Origin of the sequence: Pantoea sp. JGM49 (genome assembly GCF_018257655.1) — a bacterium.
GTDB lineage: Bacteria > Pseudomonadota > Gammaproteobacteria > Enterobacterales > Enterobacteriaceae > Pantoea > Pantoea communis.
Genome location: NZ_JAERJM010000001.1, coordinates 213,276 through 237,938, shown reverse-complemented (window position 1 = coordinate 237,938; position 24,663 = coordinate 213,276). Strand labels below are relative to the sequence as shown.

General features: G+C 53.3%; 24 protein-coding genes and 1 pseudogene. 6 read left to right on the top strand and 19 right to left on the bottom strand.

Annotation, left to right across the window (positions count from 1 at the left end; genetic code table 11):
• Window positions 1-32: 32 nt before the first annotated feature.
• From JK231_RS01255 to otsB, 13 genes are all read right to left on the bottom strand, one after another.
• On the bottom strand, window positions 33-1,082 hold the full coding sequence (locus tag JK231_RS01255) for a chemotaxis response regulator protein-glutamate methylesterase (RefSeq protein ID WP_160834649.1): 1,050 nt from the start codon (window positions 1,080-1,082) through the stop codon (window positions 33-35).
• Complete coding sequence (gene cheR, locus JK231_RS01250; RefSeq protein ID WP_034821825.1) at window positions 1,079-1,954, bottom strand: protein-glutamate O-methyltransferase CheR; 876 nt, start codon at window positions 1,952-1,954, stop codon at window positions 1,079-1,081. The genes JK231_RS01255 and cheR overlap by 4 nt, the downstream gene beginning before the upstream one ends.
• A gap of 90 nt (window positions 1,955-2,044) precedes the next feature.
• Window positions 2,045-3,724 carry a methyl-accepting chemotaxis protein gene (locus tag JK231_RS01245; RefSeq protein WP_097119237.1) on the bottom strand — a complete coding sequence of 560 codons (1,680 nt, stop codon included), beginning with the start codon at window positions 3,722-3,724 and terminating at the stop codon, window positions 2,045-2,047.
• Between the two features lie 165 nt (window positions 3,725-3,889).
• Window positions 3,890-5,560: a methyl-accepting chemotaxis protein gene (locus JK231_RS01240; RefSeq protein WP_211727822.1), complete on the bottom strand. Its 1,671-nt coding sequence runs from the start codon at window positions 5,558-5,560 to the stop codon at window positions 3,890-3,892.
• 249 nt (window positions 5,561-5,809) lie between these two features.
• Window positions 5,810-7,486, bottom strand: a complete 1,677-nt coding sequence (locus JK231_RS01235; RefSeq protein ID WP_211727821.1) for a methyl-accepting chemotaxis protein — start codon at window positions 7,484-7,486, stop codon at window positions 5,810-5,812.
• A gap of 170 nt (window positions 7,487-7,656) precedes the next feature.
• Window positions 7,657-8,154, bottom strand: coding sequence for a chemotaxis protein CheW (gene cheW, locus JK231_RS01230; protein ID WP_034821837.1), 498 nt, complete (start codon window positions 8,152-8,154; stop codon window positions 7,657-7,659).
• A gap of 22 nt (window positions 8,155-8,176) precedes the next feature.
• A complete protein-coding gene (cheA, locus tag JK231_RS01225; protein WP_196250088.1) occupies window positions 8,177-10,159 on the bottom strand; it encodes a chemotaxis protein CheA in 1,983 nt (660 codons plus the stop codon).
• Window positions 10,160-10,169: 10 nt separating this feature from the next.
• Window positions 10,170-11,201 carry a flagellar motor protein MotB gene (gene motB, locus JK231_RS01220; RefSeq protein ID WP_034821843.1) on the bottom strand — a complete coding sequence of 344 codons (1,032 nt, stop codon included), beginning with the start codon at window positions 11,199-11,201 and terminating at the stop codon, window positions 10,170-10,172.
• Window positions 11,198-12,085 (bottom strand): flagellar motor stator protein MotA, encoded by an 888-nt coding sequence (gene motA, locus JK231_RS01215; protein ID WP_034821846.1) that lies wholly within the window; start codon window positions 12,083-12,085, stop codon window positions 11,198-11,200. Before motA ends, motB begins: the two co-directional genes overlap by 4 nt.
• A 132-nt stretch (window positions 12,086-12,217) precedes the next feature.
• Complete coding sequence (gene flhC, locus JK231_RS01210) at window positions 12,218-12,796, bottom strand: flagellar transcriptional regulator FlhC (protein ID WP_034821849.1); 579 nt, start codon at window positions 12,794-12,796, stop codon at window positions 12,218-12,220.
• The gene (gene flhD, locus JK231_RS01205; protein ID WP_211727820.1) at window positions 12,796-13,146 is read right to left on the bottom strand and encodes a flagellar transcriptional regulator FlhD; all 351 of its coding nucleotides are present in this window, start codon (window positions 13,144-13,146) and stop codon (window positions 12,796-12,798) included. Before flhD ends, flhC begins: the two co-directional genes overlap by 1 nt.
• Before the next feature lie 960 nt (window positions 13,147-14,106).
• Complete coding sequence (otsA, locus tag JK231_RS01200; RefSeq protein ID WP_211727819.1) at window positions 14,107-15,546, bottom strand: alpha,alpha-trehalose-phosphate synthase; 1,440 nt, start codon at window positions 15,544-15,546, stop codon at window positions 14,107-14,109.
• A complete protein-coding gene (gene otsB, locus JK231_RS01195) occupies window positions 15,543-16,331 on the bottom strand; it encodes a trehalose-phosphatase (RefSeq protein ID WP_034821859.1) in 789 nt (262 codons plus the stop codon). The genes otsA and otsB overlap by 4 nt, the downstream gene beginning before the upstream one ends.
• 224 nt (window positions 16,332-16,555) lie before the next feature.
• Here otsB and JK231_RS01190 point away from each other — a divergent pair, with 224 nt between their 5' ends.
• From JK231_RS01190 to JK231_RS01170, 5 genes are all read left to right on the top strand, one after another.
• A complete protein-coding gene (locus tag JK231_RS01190) occupies window positions 16,556-16,864 on the top strand; it encodes a hypothetical protein (protein ID WP_160834653.1) in 309 nt (102 codons plus the stop codon).
• 9 nt (window positions 16,865-16,873) lie between these two features.
• Window positions 16,874-17,164: a hypothetical protein gene (locus tag JK231_RS01185; RefSeq protein ID WP_034822107.1), complete on the top strand. Its 291-nt coding sequence runs from the start codon at window positions 16,874-16,876 to the stop codon at window positions 17,162-17,164.
• Between the two features lie 110 nt (window positions 17,165-17,274).
• Entirely contained in the window at window positions 17,275-17,958 is a 684-nt protein-coding gene (locus JK231_RS01180; protein ID WP_211727818.1) for an outer membrane beta-barrel protein, read from the top strand.
• Between the two features lie 169 nt (window positions 17,959-18,127).
• On the top strand, window positions 18,128-18,640 hold the full coding sequence (locus tag JK231_RS01175) for a GNAT family N-acetyltransferase (protein ID WP_034821865.1): 513 nt from the start codon (window positions 18,128-18,130) through the stop codon (window positions 18,638-18,640).
• Between the two features lie 158 nt (window positions 18,641-18,798).
• Window positions 18,799-19,857 carry a YeiH family putative sulfate export transporter gene (locus tag JK231_RS01170; protein ID WP_211727817.1) on the top strand — a complete coding sequence of 353 codons (1,059 nt, stop codon included), beginning with the start codon at window positions 18,799-18,801 and terminating at the stop codon, window positions 19,855-19,857.
• 32 nt (window positions 19,858-19,889) lie between these two features.
• On the opposite strand, the gene JK231_RS01165 is transcribed toward JK231_RS01170, so the two are convergent.
• From JK231_RS01165 to umuD, 6 genes and pseudogenes are all read right to left on the bottom strand, one after another.
• Entirely contained in the window at window positions 19,890-20,201 is a 312-nt protein-coding gene (locus JK231_RS01165) for a hypothetical protein (protein WP_058959704.1), read from the bottom strand.
• Window positions 20,202-20,512: 311 nt separating this feature from the next.
• On the bottom strand, window positions 20,513-20,773 hold the full coding sequence (locus JK231_RS01160; RefSeq protein ID WP_058959703.1) for a hypothetical protein: 261 nt from the start codon (window positions 20,771-20,773) through the stop codon (window positions 20,513-20,515).
• 258 nt (window positions 20,774-21,031) lie between these two features.
• Window positions 21,032-21,217 (bottom strand): annotated as a pseudogene (locus tag JK231_RS25435) (sigma 54-dependent transcriptional regulator); the annotation flags it as partial.
• Window positions 21,218-21,284: 67 nt separating this feature from the next.
• Window positions 21,285-21,881 (bottom strand): DsrE family protein, encoded by a 597-nt coding sequence (locus JK231_RS01155; RefSeq protein ID WP_038647436.1) that lies wholly within the window; start codon window positions 21,879-21,881, stop codon window positions 21,285-21,287.
• Window positions 21,882-22,035: 154 nt separating this feature from the next.
• Complete coding sequence (gene umuC / locus JK231_RS01150; RefSeq protein ID WP_097119227.1) at window positions 22,036-23,298, bottom strand: translesion error-prone DNA polymerase V subunit UmuC; 1,263 nt, start codon at window positions 23,296-23,298, stop codon at window positions 22,036-22,038.
• Window positions 23,298-23,720 carry a translesion error-prone DNA polymerase V autoproteolytic subunit gene (umuD, locus tag JK231_RS01145; protein WP_034821888.1) on the bottom strand — a complete coding sequence of 141 codons (423 nt, stop codon included), beginning with the start codon at window positions 23,718-23,720 and terminating at the stop codon, window positions 23,298-23,300. The genes umuC and umuD overlap by 1 nt, the downstream gene beginning before the upstream one ends.
• A gap of 259 nt (window positions 23,721-23,979) precedes the next feature.
• Here umuD and alaE point away from each other — a divergent pair, with 259 nt between their 5' ends.
• Window positions 23,980-24,417, top strand: coding sequence for an L-alanine exporter AlaE (alaE, locus tag JK231_RS01140; protein WP_211727816.1), 438 nt, complete (start codon window positions 23,980-23,982; stop codon window positions 24,415-24,417).
• Window positions 24,418-24,663: the final 246 nt, after the last annotated feature.

The following is a 24,663-nucleotide window of genomic DNA, read 5'->3' as shown; positions in this document are numbered from 1 at the left end:
CCTGTGTTGTCTCGTCCGGCAGGACGGGCTCGTTAAATTCGCAATGCCTGTCCGGCGCTAATTTTTGCCAGCATGTGCTGACTGATGTGTCCTAAATCGACTACTTCACTGGTGCCGCCCATCGCAATCGCTTCGCGCGGCATACCAAAGACGACGCAACTTGCTTCATCCTGCGCGATGGTCCAGGCACCGGCGCGATGCATTTCCAGCATCCCGGCGGCACCGTCGTTACCCATCCCGGTAAGGATGACACCCACGGCATTTCGTCCTGCGTGCACCGCCACGGACCGGAACAGCACGTCAACAGAGGGCTTATGACGGTTCACCGGCGGGCCATCATTCAGTTTCACCACGTAGTTGGCGCCACTACGGCTCAACTCCATGTGCATCGCGCCCGGTGCGATATAGGCATGACCGGGCAAAATACGTTCGCCATCTTCCGCTTCTTTCACGGTGATCTGGCAGAGCTTGTTCAGGCGCTCAGCAAACGAGCGGGTAAAACCTGGCGGCATATGCTGCGTGATCAGCAGCGCCGGGCTGGTCGCGGGCAGCGGCTGCAGTACATGGCGAATCGCCTCGGTGCCGCCAGTGGAAGAGCCAATCGCAATCAGCTTCTCACTACTCAGCAGCGGGCCAGCTTTCAGCATCACCGGGCCGGGTGTGGCCGGGCGCGCATGCAATTTGGCTCGCGCCGCTGCGCGAATTTTGTCGGCGATCATCTGGCTGTACGCCAGCATGCCTTCGCGAATACCCAACTGCGGCTTAGTGACGAAATCCACTGCGCCCAATTCCAGCGCGCGTAATGTCACTTCCGATCCTTTACCGGTCAGCGATGACACCATCACGACTGGCATCGGACGCAGGCGCATTAACTTCTCAAGGAAGTCGAGGCCATCCATACGCGGCATCTCGACGTCCAGTGTCAGCACCTGTGGGTTGTATTGCTTGATTAAATCCCGCGCCACCAACGGATCGGGCGCGGTAGCGACCATCTCCATATCGGCGTGGCTGTTGATGATCTCCGTCATCAACTGTCGCATTAGCGCGGAGTCATCCACGCACATCACGGTGATTTTGCTCATCGTCTTTCCTTGGTCAATCCATAGACTGTCTGTCCACGCAGCCAGAACTCTTTACTGATCTGGCTGAAGTTCTCTGAGTGTCCAGCGAACAGCACACCGCCGGGCTTCAGCAGGGGAACGAAACGGCGCAGAATTTTTTCCTGCGTCTCTTTATCGAAATAGATCATCACGTTGCGACAGAAAATTGCGTCGAACGGACCCGGCAACGCCCAGTCGTTGGCCAGTAAATTCAGCTGCGAATAGTTCACCATGCTGGCGAGATCGGAGCGAACGCGTACCATACCTTCATGCGGGCCGGTGCCACGCAGGAAAAAGCGTTGCAGCTGCGATTGCGATAAGGTGCGCAGCTCTTCCTGGCGGTACACCCCCGCCACGGCTTTTTCCAGTACCTGTGTATCAATGTCGCTGGCGTGCACCTGGAACTTACCCGGTCCGGTACCCAGCGTTTCCGCCAGCGTCATGGCGATGGAGTACGGCTCTTCGCCGGTTGAGGCGGCGGTACTCCACACGCTGTAACTGCCACTGCGCTTACGCGCATGATCCGCGAGGATCGGGAAATGGTGCGCCTCGCGGAAAAATGAGGTCAGATTGGTGGTCAATGCGTTAATAAACGCCTGCCATTCTGCACTGTTCTGGTCTTGCTCCAGCAACGCCAGATAACGACCAAAATCATCAATGTTCAGCGTGCGCAAACGGCGCACTAAGCGGTTATAAACCATCTCCCGCTTGTGATCGGCCAGCACGATGCCTGCGCGTTGATAGATCAGCTGGCTGATACGACGAAAATGCGTATCTGAAAGCGGCAGGCGCTGCACCATTTGCGAGAGCAGCGTTGTTGCTTCACTTTGATCCAATAACGTCGATTTCTTCATGTCAGGTCACCCGGCAACAAACTGATTAAATTGTGATACTGCGATTACTGCTGCGCTGCCAGTTGGGCCGCCTTGCGGCGGCCATACGGATTAAAAGGTTTCCCAGTTATCGTCCGCGCTACGTGCACCTGCGGGTTGAGCCAGCGCTTTGACTGCGGCTGGACGCAACATTTTTGGCGCTGTAGATAGGTTAACGGCCTGAGCGACAAATTCTTTACCAATATTGAACACCGCAACCGACTGTTTCAGTCGACTGGCCTGATCTTCCAGTGCGGCAGCCGCCGTGGCTGACTCTTCTACCAGCGCGGCGTTCTGCTGTGTCACGCGATCCATCTCGTTTACGGCCAGACCCACCTGGTCGATTCCGCGACTCTGCTCATCCGACGCCGAGGCGATTTCGCCCATGATGTCGGTGACGCGAGTGACGGCGTTGACGATGTTGGTCATGGTTTCGCCCGCGCTCTCCACCAGCACCGAACCAGTGTTGACGCGACTCACCGAGTCTTCGATCAGACCTTTGATCTCTTTCGCTGCCTGGGCGCTGCGCTGTGCCAGACTGCGCACCTCACCCGCCACCACCGCAAAGCCACGGCCCTGTTCACCCGCACGTGCCGCTTCAACCGCCGCGTTGAGTGCCAGAATGTTGGTCTGGAACGCGATGCCATCGATCACACTGATGATATCCGCGATTTTCTTCGAGCTGCCGGTGATCTCTTTCATGGTGGTGACCACGCCATCCACCACTTTGCCGCCGTGCTGCGCGGTTTCAGAGGCAGTCAACGCCAGTTGTGAAGCCTGACGGGCGTTTTCGGCGTTCTGCTTCACGGTCGCGGTCAACTGCTCCATGCTGGCAGCCGTCTCTTCCAGAGAAGCGGCCTGCTGTTCAGTACGTGAAGAGAGATCGTTGTTACCCATGGCGATTTCGCTGGCACCGGTGTAGATAGCGTCTGAACCATCACGCACGGTACGCACGGTATTCGCCAGCTCCTGCTGCATGTGCTGCAGTGAGCTGAGCAATTCACCCATCTCGTTGCGCATACTGACATCAATCTGCTGCGTCAAATCACCACGTGCGATGTGACGGATATGGTCGATGCTCTGTTTCAACGGACGAATCAGCACGTTGCGCATGCCGCTCCACACCAGTGCAATCACCAGCAGGGTCACCAGTAAAGTACCGATCACCAGCATGATGGAGTGCTGATAGGCGCTTTCGTTGGCATCAATACCCTGCTTTGCCAGCACGATGTTGTAGTTCAGCCATGCGGTGTAATCCTTCTCGAATTTATCCTGCATACCCTGCGTTGGTTGATCGACAAAGCCTTTAAAGTTCCCGTTACCCAGGAAATCAATCAGCTCGGCCAGTCCACCACGGAAGGCGTTGTAGTTGGCCTGCAGCGTCTTAACGTTCTCTGCGCTTTTGCCCTTCTCAGACAAATTCGCGTTGAACTCGGCAAAAGCCTGGTCAGCGTTTTTCAACTCCTCACTTGCCAGCGCCACCAGTTCTTTCACGGTCGCACCTGATCCAGCCTGCTGGCTATCCAGCAAATAGCGGATCCCTGCACGGTTCAGCGTGTTACGCGCCTGAACCAGCGATACCCAAGAGGTGCCCATCGCCCGTTGCAGCGTGCTGAGACGCTGGTTGTAGGCAAAATTCTCTTTATCGGCTTTCACCGTGGTAAAAAACATCCCTCCGGAAAACAGCTGCAGCAAGGCAAACAGTGCCAGCACACATAACAGCCCGGAAACGACACGAATACGACTAAACATAAACACCTCATTGGTTGGCGGATCGCTCCTGTTATCGGCGTTCGCAGGGGGATCTTTAAGTTGTCTGCAACGGGTTGGACCAGCGGGAATTAGGGAGGATCAGGGATAAATTAAAGTGTGGCGACAGGTGTGCGGGCGCACCTGCGTGCGCCCGGTTAAAAACGTTTAAAATGTCTCCCAGTTGCTGTCACTGACGGGCGCCGTCACGGCTTTGCGTGGTGCACTCAGCATTGGCTGCGCGCTCTGTGGCTGACGCACTGCGGCAGTGGCCTGTGAAGCACGCGGCACGCGGAACACCGCCACTGACTGGCTCAAACGGCTGGCCTGCTCTTCCAGTGACGCCGCTGCAGCGGCGGATTCTTCCACCAGCGAGGCATTCTGCTGGGTCACGCGATCCATCTCGGTGACGGCCTGGCCGACCTGATCGATACCGCGACTCTGCTCATCAGATGCTGAAGCAATTTCGCCCATGATATCGGTCACGCGCGTCACAGCACCGACGATATCATTCATGGTTTCACCGGCAGTACCCACCAGCTGTGAACCGCTGTTCACCCTGTTCACCGAGTCTTCAATCAGGCCTTTAATCTCTTTGGCTGCCTGCGCACTGCGCTGTGCCAGATTACGCACTTCACCGGCCACCACCGCAAAGCCACGCCCTTGCTCACCGGCACGCGCCGCTTCTACCGCCGCGTTCAGTGCCAGAATATTGGTCTGGAAAGCAATGCCATCGATCACGCTGATGATATCGGCGATTTTCTTCGAACTGCCAGCAATGTCATGCATGGTGCGCACAACACCATCCACCACTTCGCCACCTTTACGCGCGGTATCAGAAGCACTGAGCGCCAGCTGAGATGCCTGACGGGCGTTCTCGGCATTCTGCTTCACGGTAGCCGTCAGTTGCTCCATGCTGGCCGCCGTCTGTTCCAGCGAAGCCGCCTGCTCTTCAGTACGCGCGGAGAGATCGTTGTTGCCCGCCGAGATTTCGCTCGCGCCGGTAAACATGGCATCAGAGCCGTCACGCACGTTGCTGACGGTACGCACCAGCGACTGCTGCATCTCATGCAGGCTGGCCGCCAGTTGGCTCATCTCGTTGCGTCCTTCCACGGCAATATGCTGCGTCAGATCGCCAGAAGCGATATGGCGGATATGGCCCAGCAGCTGATGCAATGGCTGGATCAGTACCGCACGCAGGCCAAACCAGCAGCCGACAATTACGAACACCACCACCAGCGCCACCACTGCCAGCAGCCACATCATCATATGGAACGCTTGCTGATTTTGCGCCACGCCTTCCGCCGCCAGTGTGCTTTGCGCCGTGCGCCACTCAGCATAGGTGGCCTTCATCTTCACCTGTTTGGCTTCAATGTTCTGCGCAAACATGCCTTGCAGATCGTTGGCTTTTAAACGTTCCAGCATCGCTTTCAGGCCATCGTTGAAGGCGGCGTAGTCCGTTTCCAGGCGATCGCGCAGTGCGTCCGGCAAGCCTGGCGTACCCGGCAGATCGTAGTAACGCTGGTAGTGCCCGGCAGCCACATCCAGCTGCTTTTCAGTCTGTGCAATCAGCGCCTGAAGCTGGCCGCCGTTGGACTGTGCCGCCATACTGCCCTGCATGCGCAGCATCGCGCGGTTTAACACGGTACGGGTCTGGTTGAGTTCGATCCAGGCATCGGACATCGCGCCGACGTTGTTGGTCGACGTCTGTGCCACGGCAAAAGCTTCTTTATCTTTTTGTAAGGCAGACCAGAACAATCCGCCCGACAGTAACTGCAAAGCACCAAAGACCAGCAAGACTGCGATCAGGCTGGTGACAACATTGATTCGTTTTAACATGGGTTCTCCAAAGAGTGAGGCATTTCGGCTCCCGCTGTTATCGACCGCAGTTGTTAAATTTTGAGGGGCTTTAACGGATTTTACGAAATATAATTCTGCCAATAACTTTCTTTACAGAGTTTTATAACTAAAGAAATTGTCATTAAAAAAAATGCGCCTTTATCGGGCAAACGATAAAAGCGCATTGATGCTTTTGGAATAAAAGGATATTGCGGCAGTGGGTGCGCCAGCGCACACCACTGCAAACGATTAAAACGTTTCCCAGTTACTGTCGCTGACTGGTGCAGTCACAGCTTTACGTGGTGCACTCAACACCGGCGGCGCGATCTGCGGATGGCGCACCACGGCACTGGCCATGCCAGGCTGTTCGGCACGCGGCACACGGAATACCGCCACAGACTGGCTCAGACGGCTGGCCTGCTCTTCCAGCGAAGCCGCTGCCGCAGCAGACTCTTCTACCAGCGAGGCGTTCTGTTGGGTCACGCGGTCCATTTCCGTCACAGCCTGACCGACCTGATCGATACCACGACTCTGTTCATCAGACGCTGAGGCGATTTCGCCCATAATATCGGTCACACGGGTGACCGCATTGACGATCTCACTCATGGTTTCACCGGCGGTACCCACCAGCTGCGAACCGCTGTTGACGCGATTGACAGAATCTTCAATCAGACCCTTAATCTCTCTCGCCGCCTGGGCGCTGCGCTGTGCCAGGTTGCGAACTTCACCTGCCACCACCGCAAAGCCACGCCCCTGCTCGCCAGCGCGCGCCGCTTCCACCGCGGCATTCAGCGCAAGGATGTTGGTCTGGAAGGCGATACCGTCAATCACGCTGGTGATATCAGCGATCTTCTTTGAACTCCCGGCGATATCGCTCATGGTGCGTACGACGCCTTCCACCACGTTGCCGCCCTTTTGCGCGGTTTCCGAGGCACTCAACGCCAGCTGTGACGCCTGGCGGGCATTTTCGGCGTTCTGTTTCACTGTCGCGGTCAGCTGTTCCATGCTGGCTGCGGTCTGTTCCAGCGAGGCAGCCTGCTCTTCCGTACGAGCAGAAAGATCGTTGTTACCTGCCGAGATTTCACTCGCACCGGTGAAGATGGCATCAGATCCGTCACGCACGTTACTGACAGTACGCACCAGCGACTGCTGCATGTCATGCAGGCTGCTCGCCAGTTGGCTCATCTCATTGCGGCCTTCAACGCTAATACTCTGGGTCAGGTCACCCTGCGCGATCGACTGAATGTGGGCAATGTTAGTGTTCAATGGATTAATCAGGATGCGACGCAGGTTCACCCAGCACAGTCCAATCACCACTAATACCACCACCATGATAGCGCCCAGAATCCAGCTCATGCGGCTGAAGGCATCGGCATTTTTTTCCTGGCCTTGTGCTGCCAGTTTCGCCACATCCGCACGCCAGTCGGTGTAAGTTTTCAGGAACTTACTTTGGCTCGGTGCCACCGGCACGCTGCCCGCTTTCGATAAATCGTTGGCGAGAAGCGCATCCTGCATCTGGCTCAATGCCGTGGCGTAAGCGGTATAGCCCTCATCCAGTTGACCTGTGAGTTCCTTATTTTGTCCCGGTGTATCCGGAATCGCTTTATAGAGTTTGAAATTATCCGCTGCTTTTTGCTGGAACTGTTTGCTGTCGTTGAACAGCCCCTCAATATCCGGCTCTTTGTTGGCCAGTTTACTGGTGGCGATACGCAACTGGATGCGCGTCAACACAACACGGCTTTGGTTGAGGCTCATGTAAGCATCATTCAGCGCCGAAAGGTTTTGGCTCGCTAACTGCGACACATTGAAGCTGGATTTGTCGTCGTTTAAGGCTTTGAGGAATATTGAACCGGATATGACCTGCAGCAGGCCAAACATCAGTAGCACCACCAGCAGACTGGTGACGACGCGAATTTTTTTTAACATAGATAGCCCTGGGAAAAGTAAGTAAATGGAACGCAATATTTATCGGCGGGCGAGGCAGGGAGTTTAATGAAAGTTGTGTGAATAAATATTGTTATTATCTGATTTTTATAGGGATTATTTCAGAGCGGAATTATCACGGGCCGATGCTGCCAGCCCGTGATTGTCGATGATTACGCGCTACGCAGCGTATCCACCAGCGCCATCTCTTCGCTGCTCAGCAGCTTCTCGATGTCGACCAGAATCAGCATACGTTCGCCCAGTGCGCCGAGGCCGGTCAGGTACTCGGTGGACATGGTGACCGCGAATTCCGGTGCCGGACGAATCTGTTCCTGCATCAGAGACAGCACGTCAGACACGCCATCCACCACGATACCCACGACGCGGTGCTCAAGATTCAGCACGATCACCACGGTGTTTTCGTTGTATTCCACATCCTGCTGCGCGAACTTCACACGCAGGTCGATGATTGGCACGATCACGCCACGCAGGTTCGTCACACCCTTGATGAATTCTGGGGTGTTGGCGATACGCGTTACCTGATCGTAACCCCGAATCTCCTGCACTTTAAGAATGTCGATGCCGTACTCTTCGTCACCCAGGGTGAAAACTAAGAATTCCTGGCCCACGGTTTCGCCAGCGATTTTGGTCACGGTTGCCATGTCAGTCATTTTTTTGCCCTTTATTTATCTATTACGCTGCGGCACCGGCCACACGCTTTTCACGGTTCAACGATTGCAGTGCAGAGACATCCACAATCAGCGCCACACTACCATCGCCGAGGATGGTGGCGGCTGAAATGCCCGGCACTTTGCGGTAGTTGCTTTCCAGGTTCTTCACCACCACCTGATGCTGGCCAATCAGCTGATCCACCAGCAGTGCATAACGGCGGCCTGCGCTCTGCAGAATCACCACGATGCCCTGGGTCGCGTCGGTTTTGGCATTCTGCACATCAAACACATTCCACAGCTCAACCAGCGGCAGGTATTCGCCACGCACTTCCAGCACGCGCTCGCCACCGGCCAGCGGTTTCAGCTCTTCAGCCGTTGGCTGCAGGGATTCCATCACCGCGTTCAGCGGCAGAATGAACACTTCATCCGCCACGCGCACTGACATGCCATCAAGAATGGCCAGCGTCAGTGGCAGCAGGATGCGAATAGTGGTGCCTTTGCCCTGCTTCGAAGAGATTTCGACGTGACCGCCCATCTCCTGAATGTTTCGTTTTACCACGTCCATGCCCACACCACGGCCGGACACGTCAGTGACCTGCTCCGCCGTTGAGAAGCCCGGTGCGAAGATCAGCATGCCGACTTCTTCATCGCTCATGCTGTCGCTGACCGGCAGGCCAGAGGACAGGGCTTTCGCCAGAATACGTTCACGGTTCAGACCGGCACCGTCATCGATCACTTCGATGCAGATATTGCCGCCCTGATGTTCCGCTGACAGCGTCAGATTGCCCACCGCTGTTTTGCTCGATGCCAGACGCTTCTCTGGCGTTTCGATACCGTGGTCAAGGCTGTTACGCACCAGATGCGTTAACGGATCGATAATGCGCTCGATCAGGCTCTTATCCAGTTCAGTAGAGCTACCCAGCAGCGTCAGCTCCACTTCTTTGCCCAGCTTGCTGGCCAGATCGCGCACCAGACGCGGGAAGCGGCTAAACACATACTCCATCGGCATCATACGAATCGACATCACCGACTCTTGCAGGTCACGCGCGTTACGCTCCAGCTGGCCCATGCTGTTCAGCAGGTCGCCGTGAGCCACAGGATCCAGTTCGCCAGAACGTTGTGCCAGCATTGATTGGGTAATCACCAATTCGCCGACCAGGTTGATCAGCTGATCCACCTTCTCAACCGCAACACGAATACTGCTGGATTCGCTGGTTTTGGCCGGCGCTGCCGCACGTTTCGCTTCACGTTTGGCTGGCGGGGTGATGTCGGTTACGGTGGCGGTTTGCACCGGTGCAGGGGCTTCCACCGCAACGGCTTCGGCAGGTGCTGCTGCGACGGCGGCCGCGCCTTCCGGGAAGTGAATCTGCGCTTCATCAATCACAAAACAGAGCACCGCAACGATGTCGTCTTTACCGACGCCATCAATGGTCACTTCCAGCGAGTTGGTGCCTTTCACCACGTTGGAGACAGTGCCGAGATTACCCAGCTCCTCCAGCATCAGTTCCGGCTCTTTCTCTTTCAAATCGATCAGTTGCAGGCGTAAACCCGCGGCCGCTGCCGGGGCGGCGGCGATCTCCACCACGTCGGCCACTTTTGCCGGCTCGGGTGCGATTCCTTTGGCTTCCAGCGCCAGCTGACGCAGTGCTTCGCAGATATATTTGAAGTTTTCTGCGTTGGGTTCCTGCGCCGTTTTATAGGCATCGAGCTGTTCTTGCATAATATCTTTGGTTTCCAAAAACAGGTTGATGATGTCGGTGCTAAGCTGCATTTCGCCGCGGCGCGCACCATCCAGAATGTTTTCCAGGATGTGGGTGGTTTCCTGTAAAACCGTAAAGCCAAACGTACCGGCTCCGCCCTTAATGGAGTGGGCGGCGCGGAAGATGGCATTCAACTGCTCGGAATCGGGCTCCTGGGGATCCAATCCCAACAGGTGTTGCTCCATATCCGCTAACAGCTCATCGGCTTCATCGAAAAACGTCTGGTAAAAATCGCTGATGTCCATGCTCACGGGATCACCTCGGCTGTGAGGGTTGGTCTGGTGTCACCGCGCCTGCCGCTGGCTGCGCTGCTGGTGCAGGCGCCACCGCACTGGCCGGCGAAGCCGGAGTCGCGGTAGAACTTGCGGGTGCAGCAGATGCAGCGGGACCGGTCGGTGCGGTAATGTCGGGAATAATTTGTGCCGGGTCAGTTATCTGCGCGGCATCGCTCTCAGAGTTCTCTTTCTCAATCGCAGCCTGGGTGTCATGGTTCAACACCAGCAGACTGATACGACGGTTTACAGCATCGTTCGAACCACGATTCTTTAACTTCATGGTGTCAGCCATGCCCACCACGCGCAGCATTTTGCCCCCATCCAGCCCGCCAATCACCAGTTCACGGCGTGAGGCATTGGCACGGTCGGCTGAGAGTTCCCAGTTACTGTAGCCGCGATCGCCCGTCGCATACTGGAAGTCATCCGTATGGCCAGCCAGGCTGATTTTGTTCGGAATATCATTCAGAACCGGCGCAATGGCGCGCAGGATGTCACGCATGTACGGCTCCACTTCTGCGCTACCGGTTTTGAACATTGGGCGGTTCTGGCTATCAATAATCTGAATGCGCAGCCCCTCTTCCACCATGTTGATGATCAGATGCGGACGCAGTGCTTTCAGACGCGGATCGGCTTCAATCAACTGGTCCAGCTTTTCGCGCAGACGATTCAGACGAATCTCCTCCAGCTTTTTCTTCTGCGCATCCATATCGACCACTTTCTTCACTTCGCCGTCTTTACGTGTTGGATCATCACCGCCACCGGGAATCGGGCTTTCGCTGTCGCTGCTGCGCTGGCCACCGGTCAGCGCGACTTTCAGCGGTGTACGAAAGTATTCTGCAATCTGAATCAACTCTTTCGGGCTGGAAATTGAGAGCAGCCACATCACCATAAAGAACGCCATCATCGCCGTCATAAAGTCGGCATAGGCAATCTTCCACGAGCCGTGGCTGCCATGATGACCTTTATGTTTGCGCTTTTTAACCAGCACAATGGGGCGATTGCCTGCCTTCATGAGTTCTGATCCGAGGTTTGTTTCGCAGGATTTTTCGCGTTACGCACATGTTCTTCCAGCTCGGAGAACGACGGACGCTCAGCGGAATACAGGGTTTTACGCCCAAACTCCACGGCGATCTGCGGTGCGTAACCATTCAGACTGGAGAGCAAAGTCACCTTGACGCACTGCATCATTTTGGTGGTTTCAGCACACTTCTGACGCAGCACTGACGCCAGCGGCGAGATAAAGCCATAAGCCAGCAAGATACCGAGGAAGGTTCCCACCATGGCGTGTGCGACCAGCGCGCCCAACTCTGCTGCCGGGCGATCGGCTGAGGCCAGTGCGTGTACCACGCCCATTACCGCCGCCACGATACCGAAGGCAGGTAAGCCATCGCCCATGGCCGATATACTTTGCGCCGGCACTTCACACTCGTGCTCGTAGGTCTCGATCTCTTCGTCCATCAGCGCTTCGATTTCAAACGCATTCATATTTCCGCTCACCATCAATCGCAAATAGTCGGTAATAAAATCCACCAACTGTTTATCGGACAAAATACGCGGATAGTTAGCAAAAATTTCGCTCTGGCTGGGATCTTCAATGTCACGTTCTAATGACAGCATGCCTTGCTGACGTGATTTCGCCATCAGGCGATACAGCAGTGCCATTAAATCCATGTATACAGCTTTGTTATATTTCGAGCCGCGCATTAACATTGGCAAGGCTTTTAATGTTTTCTTGATCGACTTGCCATTGTTGCCCACTAAAAAGGCACCAATACCGGCACCGCCGATAATAATCAGCTCGGCAGGTTGATAAAGCGCCCCCAGATGGCCACCGACCATCATATAGCCGCCCAACACGGAGCCGACGACCACGATATAACCCAGAATAATCAGCACAAAAAATCCTTACGTCCGTAACGTGTTGGTAGAAGTTAAGCCAGAGAGCCGCAGGTGTTATTCGTAAATCGTGGGCAAAAAAAAAGCAGCGGACTAAGCCGCTGCTGGATGTTTTCCACGATGCGAACAAACTTAAACGGCGCGTTTAACCTGTTCATCCAGCAGTTGTGGAAAGGTATCGGCAGAATCTGCAGAAAGTTTACGTCTTTTTACGGCACGTGATGGCGGCTGGCACAGGCTGCAAACAAAGCTGCCAACAGGCTGATGAGCATGATTAATAAAGCTCCCGCCACAGCATTTACAGTCAGACAATTCCAGCATGCCGCTTTCAACGAATCGCACCAGGGTCCATGCACGCGTTAGCGCCAACAGCGGGCCCTCGTCCGATTGCGGACACTGCTCAAGATACAAGCGATACGCTTTGATGACCGCTTCAACACCATTGCTCAGCCCGGTTTTCAGCAGGAACTGCCAGGCATTACAGAACATGGATGAGTGAATATTTTGTTCCCAGGTCATGAACCAATCGGTTGAGAATGGCAGCATGCCTTTCGGTGGTGGTGCACCACGCAGCTCTTTATACAGTTTAATCAGGCGACCACGGCTCAACTGGGTTTCGCTTTCCAGCATTTGCAGTCGTGCGCCCAACGTAATCAGCTCCATGGCCAGCTGAATATCGCGCGCTTCCTGAACAATACTTTTTTCGGTCATTAAACCGCCCTCTTCTTCGCAGAGGCATCATCTTTTGACGCGTTCCGCAGTAAACGGCTGGATAATAAAATGCCGGTGTGGATTTGCTGCAGGTCATCCACGCGTGATTCTTGAGTCAAACGGTTAATATGGTTGTGATCGGTAAAGCGGAACTGGCAAACCAGTTGATTGGTTTCCGCTAATTTTACCATCTCAGGCAAGGTTAATTGCGACAATGCATCTGCCATCGATTCATCGATGCCTAAACGAAACAATGCTGAAGCTTTTTCCTGGTTAATTAAACGCTGAGCAAGAAGCAAATATGACAGATTGATGTCATATATATGTTTTAGTAATTCTGATGTACCCATTTTTTTCCATCCTGATAGACGCGACACATATACGGCCACAGAATTAAAAGTTCTATGGTTCGGGTTGCTGGTTGGTAAATCTAAAGATGGCAAAAAATAATCAGGCAAAGCCAACGTGTACTGAACTGTTTCACTTCCCGCCGGGACACTGATCAGTAGTAGTCAAAACTCCAGGCCAATCTTTTCTTGAGTTGTAACCATCTTCCGTGACGTCTGCTTACAGTTTTTTAAGACTAATCCGAAAACAACGCAAATCTATATCGTCTGATTTCTACATACAACGTGAGTGGTGCGAAATTTTAGATAAAGTGTGATCTGCGTCACACTTTTAAGGCAAATTTTTTCCTGGAAGCTTCAGCATTGCTTTTCTGTTGTGCGTTTTTTGAGCGAATTTGAATTGTTTAGCTAATATTTCACTCTAAAAAGCCCCTTTTTAGCCTGTGTGGTCGATTGTCATGACAACGCGATCTTTTATCTGTTTAGTTGGTTTTAAATGGAGACATGAAGCCACTTAAAACCATAAAGGCAGCATAATGTGCTGATTTTGGTAAAAACTATTTGCTTCTAAATTAATCACTTACAGGGAATATTGCTGAAATGCACTACCACCATGATGATAGATAAGCGTGAAGACTGGACGCAGCGCGCCTGGGAACTGTTAGGGCTTTGTAGGGAGTGTTTAGCGGACGGCAGTGGATGTAACAGTGCGTTACATTAGTGATATGAATGAATTGGGGATTTGACGCATTGATTTGAGATAACTATCGGCCTGACCAACCAAACCTTTAGGGCCGACATGAAAAAAAAGCTTTTTTCACGTTCGATTGCACGCTTTTTAACCAAAACGTGCGATTTTAGCTGCCGTGTCAGGCAGTTACTCCTTAAGGAAATGAAAACGATTTCGCAGGTTTAAGATGGGCAGTGAAAACGGTGCGCAGCATTGCGCACCGGGAAGCAGATTTAAGCGAGTTTCTGGAAGGTCGCCACTTTATTGGCGATACCATGATCGGCGCTGCGCGCAGGTAACGCATTTAAATCACGCAGGAAGCTCTCACGCCATTGCGTAATATCCTGCTTGCGCAACACCGCCATCATGTCGTTGTAGCGCGAGATACGCTCGGTGCGCGGCATGGTGAGCGCTCTGTCGAGTGCGGCGGCGACTTCATCACGATCGTAAGGATTGACGATCAGTGCCGATGTCAGTTCGTTCGCCGCCCCGGCAAAGCGTGACAGCACCAGCACGCCCGGATTGTCCGGGTCCTGCGCGGCAACATACTCTTTCGCCACCAGGTTCATGCCGTCACGCAGTGGCGTGACCAGACCCACATCGGTTAAGCGGAAGATTTTCATCAATAGGCGGCGATCAAAGTGCTGGTTCAGATAATAGAGCGGTGTCCAGCCGAGCGTGCCGTACTTACCATTAATACGCCCCGCTTCTGTCTCTAATTGATGGCGAATATCCTGATAGGCCTGCACATCGCCACGGGACGTCGGCGCGATTTGTGAATAACGGATATTGCCGCGATGCTGCGGGAAATTCTCCAGCAGTGCCTCATAAGCCAGAAAGCGTTCCGGCAATCCTTTTGAATAATCGAGCCGCTCGCTGGCAATAATATTTTGTACATCGCCCAGCTCACGTTTCATCGCCGCCATTTTCGGTGGCAGATGTCCTTCGGCCATCTCTTTGATGCTATCCGGCTCAATACCAATCGGATACACCTCCGTCATAAAGGTATTGCCAAAGGCACGGTGTTTCTTCTCGCCTTTATTCTGCAACTGCGTCAACTGGCTGAGGCTATCGAGGAAGGCTACGCGATCGGACTCGGTCTGGAATCCCAGCAGGTCGTAATCGCACAGCATCTCCAGCAGTGTCTGATGCGGTGGCAGCGCATTGAAGATCTCCGGCGTCGGGAACGGAATGTGCAGGAAGAAGCCGATACGATTGTTGACGCCCAGTTTGCGCAACTCAGCAGCAAACGGCAGCAGATGGTAATCATGGATCCACAACACATCGTCAGGTTGCAGCAGCGGCTTCAGGCGCTGGGCCAGCAAGGTGTTCACACGGCAATAGCCATCCCAGGCTTCGCGCTGATACTGCACTAAATCCAGACGATAGTGGAAAGCCGGCCAGATAACGGTATTAGAGAACTGGCAGTAGTACTGATCATAATCGTTCTGATTGAGCGGCAGTGAGGCATAAGTAATGCCATCCTGTTCCATCTGCGAAAGTGGCTCATCTTCTTCCTCGCCAGAGAATTCACTGATTTCTCCGTTCCAGCCAAACCACAAGCCTCCGGTGGTGCGTAACGCGTCCAAAATGCCCACCGCAAGACCACCCGCGCTGGCTTTGCCTTTATCCGGAATGGCGATACGGTTAGATACCACGACTAAACGACTCATAACCTTGACTCCTTACCGACGATGTCATGTTCTAGTTGTAATAATAGTTGCGCCAGCCAGTGCCATACCGCATCAACGCTGTCGAGACGGTAGCGCGCATGGCTGGCGCCTTCTCCGACCTTGACTGAAATGCCCTGCATGGCGTTAACGGCGAGAAATCCTTTTTCATCGGTCAGATCGTCACCCACGAAGACCGGAATGCGGCCAATAAAGGGGGCTTCTTGCATAAATTCACGTACCGCAGCACCTTTATCGATGCCCTGCGGTTTTAGCTCCACCACACACTTGCCCGGCTGTAGTGCCAGCGCAGGAAAGCGCGTCACGGCGTCTTCCGCCAGTTGCATGATGGATTTTTCGTACTCGGGCGCGTTGCGATAGTGCAGCGCAAACGCCATGCCTTTCACTTCCAGCAGGGTGCCTGGCCATTGGTCGAGTGTTTGCTGCAGTTCGGTTTGCAGCGTTTGCGCAATGTCGCCAGGCAGCGAATGCCGGTGCACGTGCCCACTGGCGTCACGGCGTTCCGCACCATGCACGCCCGCCGCGGGCGCTTCCAGTGGCGCAACCAGTGCATCCAGTTGCGCAATCGGACGGCCCGATACCAGCGCCAGGGCGCCATGACTCAGATTGGAGATTTGTTGCAGATGCTGGCGCACCGATGCGGGGATGGAAACCGACTCGGGTTGCGACTGAATGGTCGCTAATGTGCCGTCGACATCAAAAAAGAAGGCATAAAGACCGCCGCTGAGTGACGGCAAGGTGCTGTTCTGATTAACCGCAGGGGTCACGTCTCCTCCTGTTCATTAGGCTTTAACAGGATGTTCGAAGTCAGGCTGGGTGTTTTCAGTTGGATGTCTGGACTGAGGCGAGGAGATTGAGCCAAAAACGGGGGACTGCGATAGGTAACTCTCCACAAACGCACAACTTTATAGCCAACACAGCAACCTGACTGCGAACATCGTCAACATTAAGTCTAGACGGAGATCACAGTTTTGCCAGGCACAGTGGGTTAATGCATGAGAAAAGTGTCTGTTTCAGGTCTTTGCAACGGCAAAAAATCGCCCCCTTTCCTTTTATAACGCTTCGCTTTTTTAAGACCTTAAATTTTGCCCGCCCTCTTTCCCTGGTGACGCCTCATTTACCAGATTTTCCTTACTTGCATCCGCGCCGCCGATTGGCTTATGGTGCGGTTACCGCGCGATTCAAGGCGGAAAAAAGGCCGATAAAGGCCCATATCTGCGCCAAATGGCGCTTTCAGGCAGGCATTCAGGACGATGAAAATCCGATCAGGTTCACACTTTTGCGATGTCATGGCGGGTAACAGCCTATGATCCCCCAGAGCTACAGTCAGCGCGTGCATTTCTATTACTGCATCTTGGTGGCGCTGAAGATCAATGCAAAAACGCGCAAACCCGCCGGCGTGCGCGGCAAGAATAACTTTCTGCTGAAATGGCTGCGTAACGCGCAGAACAACACCATTTTCCATCCCGACATCACCAGCGAAATTGAGTGGCTGCGTGGCAAAATTATCAGCTCCGGGCCGGATGCCGATTTAGAGCCGATGCTGCAATACGTTTATGAGACCGCCAGGCGCGCTGAAACCTTGCGTTTAGGCTCTTAGCTACCTTACGTAACTCTACCAGGTTGCCTAAGTATTCAACCGAATTTTTCTCGTGATTGGCCTTTCTTATGATGCGTTCTCTACCTGATAAAGAATGAGAACGGAATCATATGAAACTTAATGCGTTAATCTTTGCTATGCCTATGCTGTTTGCTGCGGGCAGCGCTGTTGCAGCCGAAACCCGTGAAGGCTATTACGCCTCTGCAAAATATCTGCAAAGTGAACAACGTGCCAAAGAGATGGATACCAGCGCACGTCCTGGCGTGGGGCAATTTGTTGCAGGCAATGAAAAGGCACATAACGGCGCGGCAGCGCTTGCAGCCGGTTATCAATGGGGCAATGGCTGGCGCACGGAAGGCGAATATACCTTTGGTCAGAAATCCGAATTCACCAGTGGTTCATCGACTTTCACTTCCAGCTATAACCATCTGCAAACCGATGTCCAGCGCTTGATGCTGAACGTGTATCGTGACTATCAAATCGGCTATAACGTTGCGTTGTACGGCACCGCAGGCGTCGGCGTCAGTAAAATCAAAGCAGGCGGTTGGCAAGGCAACTCCTCTCGTCAGTATGCTTCAACCACGCAAAACAACCTGACCTACAGTGTCGGCGCCGGTATTAGCTACACGCCGATTGAGCAGGTGAGCCTGGACCTTGGCTACCGTTATGTGGATATGGGCAAAATAGAGAGCGGATACAATACATTCGGGAACGCTCGTGGCCTTAAAGATGAGCAAATGAAAGCGCATCTGGTAGAAAACCAGTTTGTTCTGGGAGCCCGTTATTTGTTCTGATGCCTTACGCATCCCTGCGCTCTCCAGTCGGAGGGCGCATCACTATTCTGATTCCACACTTAGCATGTGTCGGAACCGTCTCTCCCTGTTAAAGTACCCTGCTGAAAAGTCAGCGATGGAACGTTTGGCTGCACGACCATCAATAGGGACGGATAACAGGACATCTTACATGAATTTCACCATACGCAAGGCTCAGGCCGAGGACGCGGAACTGCTTCATCAGCTGGGACGCATGACCTACAGCGCGCATTTCAAACATATGTGGGTTTCAACCGACGAAATGGATGCGTTTATCGATAAAGAATATGGCCTGACGGTGCTGCAGAGCAGCCTCGCGGCGGAAAACGAGAGCTGGCTGATCGCCGAGACCGATCACCCGGTAGGTTTTGCCAAGGTCACCTGGAATACACCGGTTCCTGATTCCGGCATGACGGGCGCCATGTTGAATAAGCTCTACCTGAATCCCGATCAGACCGGTAAGAACTTCGGCAAAATCATGTTCCAAAGCATCATCAATGAAGCCCGTGAGAAGCAGGAAGGTTACATGTGGCTGGAAGTGATGGCTGAAAACGTGCGTGCACGTAAGTTTTGGGAAGCCTTTGGCATGCAGCACATCAAAGACATCCCGTTCGTCACCGCCTCGCAGCGCAGCACACTGCAAATTTTGGGTATGGTGATTTAACCCGACAAGGCGCCGCGAACACCGATTTCGCCGCGCCCTCTCCGCCTTTATCTGCGTTCATCCCCGTCTTTACCACTTATTCAGATTTGTTCTAACGATATAATCAGTTTTTCTTTCAAGCCATCTCTCCGCATCATAACGGCAACACAGGAGGCGTTATGGCTGATATCTCTCTACACAAACACTCACAGGGTATGGCGCATTTCGCGCCCGGTTTGCTGCTTACGGCGGCCATTGCGCTGGCAACGGCATGGCTCGGTAATCTGCCGTCGGTCGCGCAGCTGGGGTTAGGCGCCCTGACGCTGGCCATCATCGGCGGGATCATTCTCGGCAACACGCTCTTCCCGACGGTGCACGGTCACTGCGACGCGGGCGTACAGTTTGCCAAACAGAAACTGCTGCGTCTCGGCATTATCCTTTATGGCTTCCGTCTCACCTTCCAGCAGGTGCTGGATGTCGGCGTCAGCGGTGTGGTGATTGATGTACTGATGCTGACCAGCACCTTTACCCTCGCCTGCTGGCTGGGACGTAAAATCCTGAAACTGGATCGTGAAACCGCGTGGTTGATTGGTGCAGGTAGCAGTATTTGCGGTGCCGCCGCCGTATTGGCGACCGAACCGGTGATTAAAGCCGAATCGTCCAAAGTGGCGGTGGCGGTCGCGACTGTGGTGATCTTCGGTACACTGGCGATTTTCCTTTACCCGCTGATTTGGCATAGCGTTTCGCCATTACTGCCGGGCCTGAGCCTGAGTGAATTTGGTATTTACACCGGTTCGACCATGCATGAAGTGGCGCAGGTCGTGGCGGCCGGACATGCCATTAGCCCGGAAACAGAAAATGCGGCGGTGATCGCCAAAATGCTGCGCGTAATGATGCTGGCACCGTTCCTGGTGGTGATCGGGGTGATGGTACGCCGCAGCGCACCGGCCACCAGCGGGGAAAAACAGCGTATTACTTTCCCATGGTTTGCACTGGCATTTATTCTGGTGGCGCTGTTTAACTCAGCGCATCTGATTCCCGCCTCGGCGATTGCGGTCATTAATCAGCTGGATAACGTGCTGCTCGCCATGGCGATGGCCGCACTGGGTCTCACCACCCATATCAGTCAGCTGAAGCGAGCCGGTCTGCGTCCGCTGTTATTAGGTTTGATGTTGTTTATCTGGCTGATTGTCGGCGGCGGCGCGATTAATCTCACTATCCACCATTGGCTTGGATGACTTATTTGCCGCCCGACCGGGCGGCAAAAGCCTTATTGTTTGAAGTGTTTTCGTGAATAGATGGCGGTCTGTCTGCGGCTTTTAATGCGGAATTTGGCATGAGAGATCACCGTCATCCACTTCGGATCAACCTTGTTAGTCAAATAGATATTCAACTGATCCAACAGTGCCTCCCAATTCTTCGCCTGCCAGGCTTTATCACTACCAAGACTCTCCTTCATTCGCTGAATAAGGCTATCCACCCTGGCCTTTACATCACTCAGCGTTTCTCCGGCCTGATGTGCTGCTGCTAATTTCCGGATTTCGGTGGCGTAATAATTGATATCGATCTCGTTTTCGCGCACGCGAACCTCTGCTTATTATTGGTCCGTAATATTACAGTAACCTAAGTCTGCGAATTAACATAATCGGCAATACCTCTCGCCGCTTCGCTATTCTTACACACCCATACTATTTTTCAGCAATAGCGCGCAATATTCGTGCGATCGGACAATTAAAAACGCCGCCTGAAGGCGGCGTTTCACAGGGCTTGGGTCGTAATATAAAATGGGGTTTCATTATTTTTTCGAAATCTTAACGCATTTCTTTCAGTTACCCATCAAACAAACAGACCCACGAGTTATCAGTCAATTGACGAACATCCACTGACTTACGTTCACTCTTTAATCGTGAATTCCAGCTCACTCAGTTTTTGATATTCCTTCGCCAGCTTTTTAAGTTGCGCCGCACGCATTTTATCCGCACGCGCCAGGGCTTCTTCTTCGGTTAACTGAAACTCTTTTTTCTTAAAGAACTGCTCAAAGTTGTACTCACGATCGCGACGCTGTACAAATACCTCGCCATCGTTTTTGAGTTCGCCTTCTGCGATGTAAATGCCCCGGGTTAATGCATATTTTGTTATATAGGCTTTTGTCATGCTGTCCTCTCATCTTGCTTCGTCAGTTAATTAAAGCAAAATCGCCGCGTAATTTACAGCGCCTTGAAGAAAAAACAGTCTATTCCTGGATTGTATTGCCATTGATTTAATTAATGTTTTAATTAAACCGAACGCAAAGGCCAAGCGAAGACATTCATCTGGTATGGTGGCAATTAAAAGCGCAGCGTGCCTTTAAGATTCCAGTAATGCAAAGCCATCCCATATGAAATTCCCGCTCAGCGCCTCAAATGATAGCTTTCATTTTTTCTGGATATTTTCCCAACTCAACCCAAAGCGCATAAGGTATTTACGTAAGCGATCGGCATCATTTGGCTGTTTTTTATGCTGCCGCGAGACCGCAAATAAATGTCGGCCCGCTTCAGATAATGTTGAGGTGTGTTGGCAGACTTCCAGCACGGTTTCGAGTTGTTTTTGATCGAAGAGTCATTAAGCTGAAGCAGCAATCATGGCGTTGAGGTTCTTGCAGGGGCCAGCAAAGCCACAAACGCGATCACATACTCAGTAAAGCGTACCCCTGATTTTGCAGCGTGGTCATCGTGGTGAGTGCGGAAGGTGTATGGATCACTGAATCTGCAATCCATTGAGGTTCGTAGTGATGCCATGCAAGCGCCTGATCGCACACCGTGACTTTGACGCCCTGCTGTTCCAGCGCCGATATCAGCGCAAGGTTGGGATTATCCACACCAAACAGCTGTCGAAAACGGGTGTTTTCCAGCATCGCGGGCGTCGCTTCGCCATTCACCGCTACCACAAATTTTAACTGCTTTGCCGGCACGCCGGCCGCCACATAGGTATTCACCACTTGTGCCACATGCTCCAGCGCCGGATTCACCTGACTGCGTTCTTCCGCGCCACGACTGACTTTGAAGACCACTTTGTTACTCAGCGCACTGCTGGGCTGGAATGCGCTGCTGGCGTCATAGTGCACTTTGCCGTAACCGGCAATAGCGGGCGTGGTCCAGTTGATGGCGGGATCGGAAGGTGGGGCACTCACTTTCGCGGCAAAGAGGGTTTCATTTTGGCTGAGTAAGGCACCGCATACCCCACCCGCTACTGCGACAACTGCGCTAATCACCACTGAACGCATCTCTTTTCCCCCGCGACATCGTGAAAAATCGGCCTTGCCAAGTATGGCATGGATTGGCATTTTGTCGGCTTATCGTGGCGGTATACGGGCATATTCAGCCATTTCCTAACGCCCGGTAAAAAGTGGCTGCTCATGTTATGCGCTAATCCGCTATTTACTTCGCCACCGGGAGATCTGCGTATCGGGTGGTATACGCCGGAGATAACATCTCACGTTTCATCGCCCAGGATTTCTGGATTCCTTGTCCGGCGAACCATAGCTTCCCTTTCCCGCTTTGATTAATGCCATCGATCACCCGCATCAGCGTTTCGCTATTCGCCTGCGGCTGGATGTCATCAAACAAATTGAGCTGCGCCACACCCTGACTGAAGAAGTCACCTAACATTACCCCCGCTTTCATATAGCGGCACCCTTCCCGCCAGATGCGATCCAGCGCCTCGGTGGCCACGCGGATAATATCGCGGCTGTCATTGGTGGGCGTTAGTACTTTAATGATCGCCTGATTACCGTAAAAGATTTCACCCTCCGCATGCGGGCTGGTGCGAATAAACACGCCGATCTGTCGACAATACTGCCGTTCGCCACGCAACTTTTCGGCGGCGCGCACGGCATAGTTGCACACCGCTTCACGCATATCGGCGTACTCCGTGATACGTCCCGCAAACGAGCGTGAGCAGACAATCTGCTGCTTCACGGGCGCAAACTCTTCCAGTTCGAGACAGGGCTCACCGCGCAGCTCGCGCACGGTGCGCTCCAGTACCACATTGAAGTGCTTACGGATCACCCAGGTGCTCTGCTCCGATAAATCCAGCGCGGTGGTGATGCCCATGGCATTCAGCTTCTTGCTGATACGACGCCCTACGCCCCACACATCCGCCACATCGACTAACGCCATTAACTTCTTTTGCCGCTCAAGGTTGGAGAGATCCAGCACGCCGCCGGTTTTACTCCATTTCTTAGCGGCATGGTTAGCCAGCTTGGCAAGGGTTTTGGTGGGCGCGATCCCCACCCCTACCGCCAGATGCGTTTCGCGTTTCACCCGCTGCTGGATTTCCCGTCCGAACTCTTCCAGCACGCGGCAATTCCGCACGCCCGTCAGGTTCATAAACGCTTCATCGATGGAGTAGATCTCAACGGCGGGCGCCATCTCTTCCAGTATCGTCATCACGCGCAGACTCATATCGGCGTAGAGCGCATAGTTAGAGCTGAACACATGCACGTTATGGCGACGCAACACATCTTTGATTTTGAAATAGGGGCCGCCCATGCCGATATCCAGCTTCTTGGCCTCGGCCGAACGTGCGATGACGCAGCCATCGTTGTTGCTTAACACAATCACCGGCTTGCCTTTGAGATCCGGCCTGAATACCGTCTCACACGAGGCATAGAATGAGTTCACATCCACCAGCGCAAACATTACCGTCTCAGCGTCTTGATGACATGTTTAACGACACCGAAAATCTCAAACTGATCCGGGTCGGGAATGGGAATGATGGCGTGCGCCGCATTCATCGGTTTGAGGTGCAAGCAAGGCTTCAGCATCAGCTGCTTCACCGTGAATTCCCCCGCGATAGCAGCCACCACCACATCACCCTGCTCGGGTTCTACAGCACTATCGACGATCAGCATATCGCCATCACTGATTCCGCCCTCAATCATCGAGTCACCGCTGACTTTGATGAAGTAAGTGGCGCTGGGATGCGTGACGCAGAGATCATTGAGGTCAATACGCTGCTCAACGTAATCCTGCGCCGGTGACGGAAAGCCGCACGGCACACGACTGATAAACAAGGGCAAACTGAGGATGGCGCGGAGTTCCGCCGGTTGATAAAACACCATAATGATGGCCTTCAAGAATATACTGTATATAAAAACAGTATTACTATGTCGGGCAGTTTGATCAAGCGGGATCCTTCGGGATGGTGCAAAGCAGTTGGCAGGAAAGGAGATTTAGTTTTGGCGGGTTTTAACGGTGAGATGGATGTGCTGCGGTGGTTTTGGGCTAGGGTGAAAGGAGGGTTCGCTACAAAGTTGAACGACTGTTTTTCTCACGACTTCATATAGGAAATGCACTTTGCCTCAACCTCAAGACCAGCGCATGCGCCGAACGGCCTTTATGGCGGATACCACTGCACTGATTTTATTTTTCACCACGACGGGCATGATTAATGAACGATGGATCGCCGGCATGGCGTGGGATCAGGTGCTGCATGCCCGTTTGAGTGGTGCCGTTTTGATGGTGCCAGTTGCCCGCCCTTACGGCTTGTGGCGCGATTGGGTAATGCAGCGTGCGGGATCGGGCCGGGTTTCGAAACTGCTGTGGGACAGTGTCGCGCTGGTGAGTTTTCAGGTGCCGATCTATGCAGCAATCATTGCTTTTAGCGGTGCATCGGGTAGTGGATTAGTGCGCGGTACGCTCGGTGCTGCGTTGATGATGCTGTGTTTGGGAAGGCCTTATGGCGCGTTTCTAAATTGGGTGCGGGGGTTGTTTGGTTTGCCGCCGGGTGGGGAGAAGCCGATGTCGTTGGATAGCTAAATGATTCTCTAGCGGAAGCGAACAAAAATGATTCGAATAGCCTGTGAAAGGGTGTGTTAACCTTTTGATGAACAGGCACTTTTCCCACATAAATAATCCATTTTTTATAAAATCATTAAAGCCCGTGCCTCACGCTGTATTAAAAATGAACAAACCCCGTTCCGCATGATGGAAACACCAGATTGAATATTTAAAGCCTTCGCTTTTATTGATCATGAAAATCCACACCATGACATTATTAAGACG

What these genes read in the sequence shown, in the direction of transcription:
- JK231_RS01255 (WP_160834649.1), bottom strand. Translation starts at nt 1,082, where the DNA reads ATGAGCAAAATCACCGTGATGTGCGTGGATGACTCCGCGCTAATGCGA.
- cheR (WP_034821825.1), bottom strand. Translation starts at nt 1,954, where the DNA reads ATGAAGAAATCGACGTTATTGGATCAAAGTGAAGCAACAACGCTGCTC.
- JK231_RS01245 (WP_097119237.1), bottom strand. Translation starts at nt 3,724, where the DNA reads ATGTTTAGTCGTATTCGTGTCGTTTCCGGGCTGTTATGTGTGCTGGCA.
- JK231_RS01240 (WP_211727822.1), bottom strand. Translation starts at nt 5,560, where the DNA reads ATGTTAAAACGAATCAATGTTGTCACCAGCCTGATCGCAGTCTTGCTG.
- JK231_RS01235 (WP_211727821.1), bottom strand. Translation starts at nt 7,486, where the DNA reads ATGTTAAAAAAAATTCGCGTCGTCACCAGTCTGCTGGTGGTGCTACTG.
- cheW (WP_034821837.1), bottom strand. Translation starts at nt 8,154, where the DNA reads ATGACTGACATGGCAACCGTGACCAAAATCGCTGGCGAAACCGTGGGC.
- cheA (WP_196250088.1), bottom strand. Translation starts at nt 10,159, where the DNA reads ATGGACATCAGCGATTTTTACCAGACGTTTTTCGATGAAGCCGATGAG.
- motB (WP_034821843.1), bottom strand. Translation starts at nt 11,201, where the DNA reads ATGAAGGCAGGCAATCGCCCCATTGTGCTGGTTAAAAAGCGCAAACAT.
- flhC (WP_034821849.1), bottom strand. Translation starts at nt 12,796, where the DNA reads ATGACCGAAAAAAGTATTGTTCAGGAAGCGCGCGATATTCAGCTGGCC.
- flhD (WP_211727820.1), bottom strand. Translation starts at nt 13,146, where the DNA reads ATGGGTACATCAGAATTACTAAAACATATATATGACATCAATCTGTCA.
- otsA (WP_211727819.1), bottom strand. Translation starts at nt 15,546, where the DNA reads ATGAGTCGTTTAGTCGTGGTATCTAACCGTATCGCCATTCCGGATAAA.
- JK231_RS01190 (WP_160834653.1), top strand. Translation starts at nt 16,556, where the DNA reads ATGCATGAGAAAAGTGTCTGTTTCAGGTCTTTGCAACGGCAAAAAATC.
- JK231_RS01180 (WP_211727818.1), top strand. Translation starts at nt 17,275, where the DNA reads ATGAAACTTAATGCGTTAATCTTTGCTATGCCTATGCTGTTTGCTGCG.
- JK231_RS01175 (WP_034821865.1), top strand. Translation starts at nt 18,128, where the DNA reads ATGAATTTCACCATACGCAAGGCTCAGGCCGAGGACGCGGAACTGCTT.
- JK231_RS01170 (WP_211727817.1), top strand. Translation starts at nt 18,799, where the DNA reads ATGGCTGATATCTCTCTACACAAACACTCACAGGGTATGGCGCATTTC.
- JK231_RS01160 (WP_058959703.1), bottom strand. Translation starts at nt 20,773, where the DNA reads ATGACAAAAGCCTATATAACAAAATATGCATTAACCCGGGGCATTTAC.
- JK231_RS01155 (WP_038647436.1), bottom strand. Translation starts at nt 21,881, where the DNA reads ATGCGTTCAGTGGTGATTAGCGCAGTTGTCGCAGTAGCGGGTGGGGTA.
- umuC (WP_097119227.1), bottom strand. Translation starts at nt 23,298, where the DNA reads ATGTTTGCGCTGGTGGATGTGAACTCATTCTATGCCTCGTGTGAGACG.
- umuD (WP_034821888.1), bottom strand. Translation starts at nt 23,720, where the DNA reads ATGGTGTTTTATCAACCGGCGGAACTCCGCGCCATCCTCAGTTTGCCC.
- alaE (WP_211727816.1), top strand. Translation starts at nt 23,980, where the DNA reads ATGCGCCGAACGGCCTTTATGGCGGATACCACTGCACTGATTTTATTT.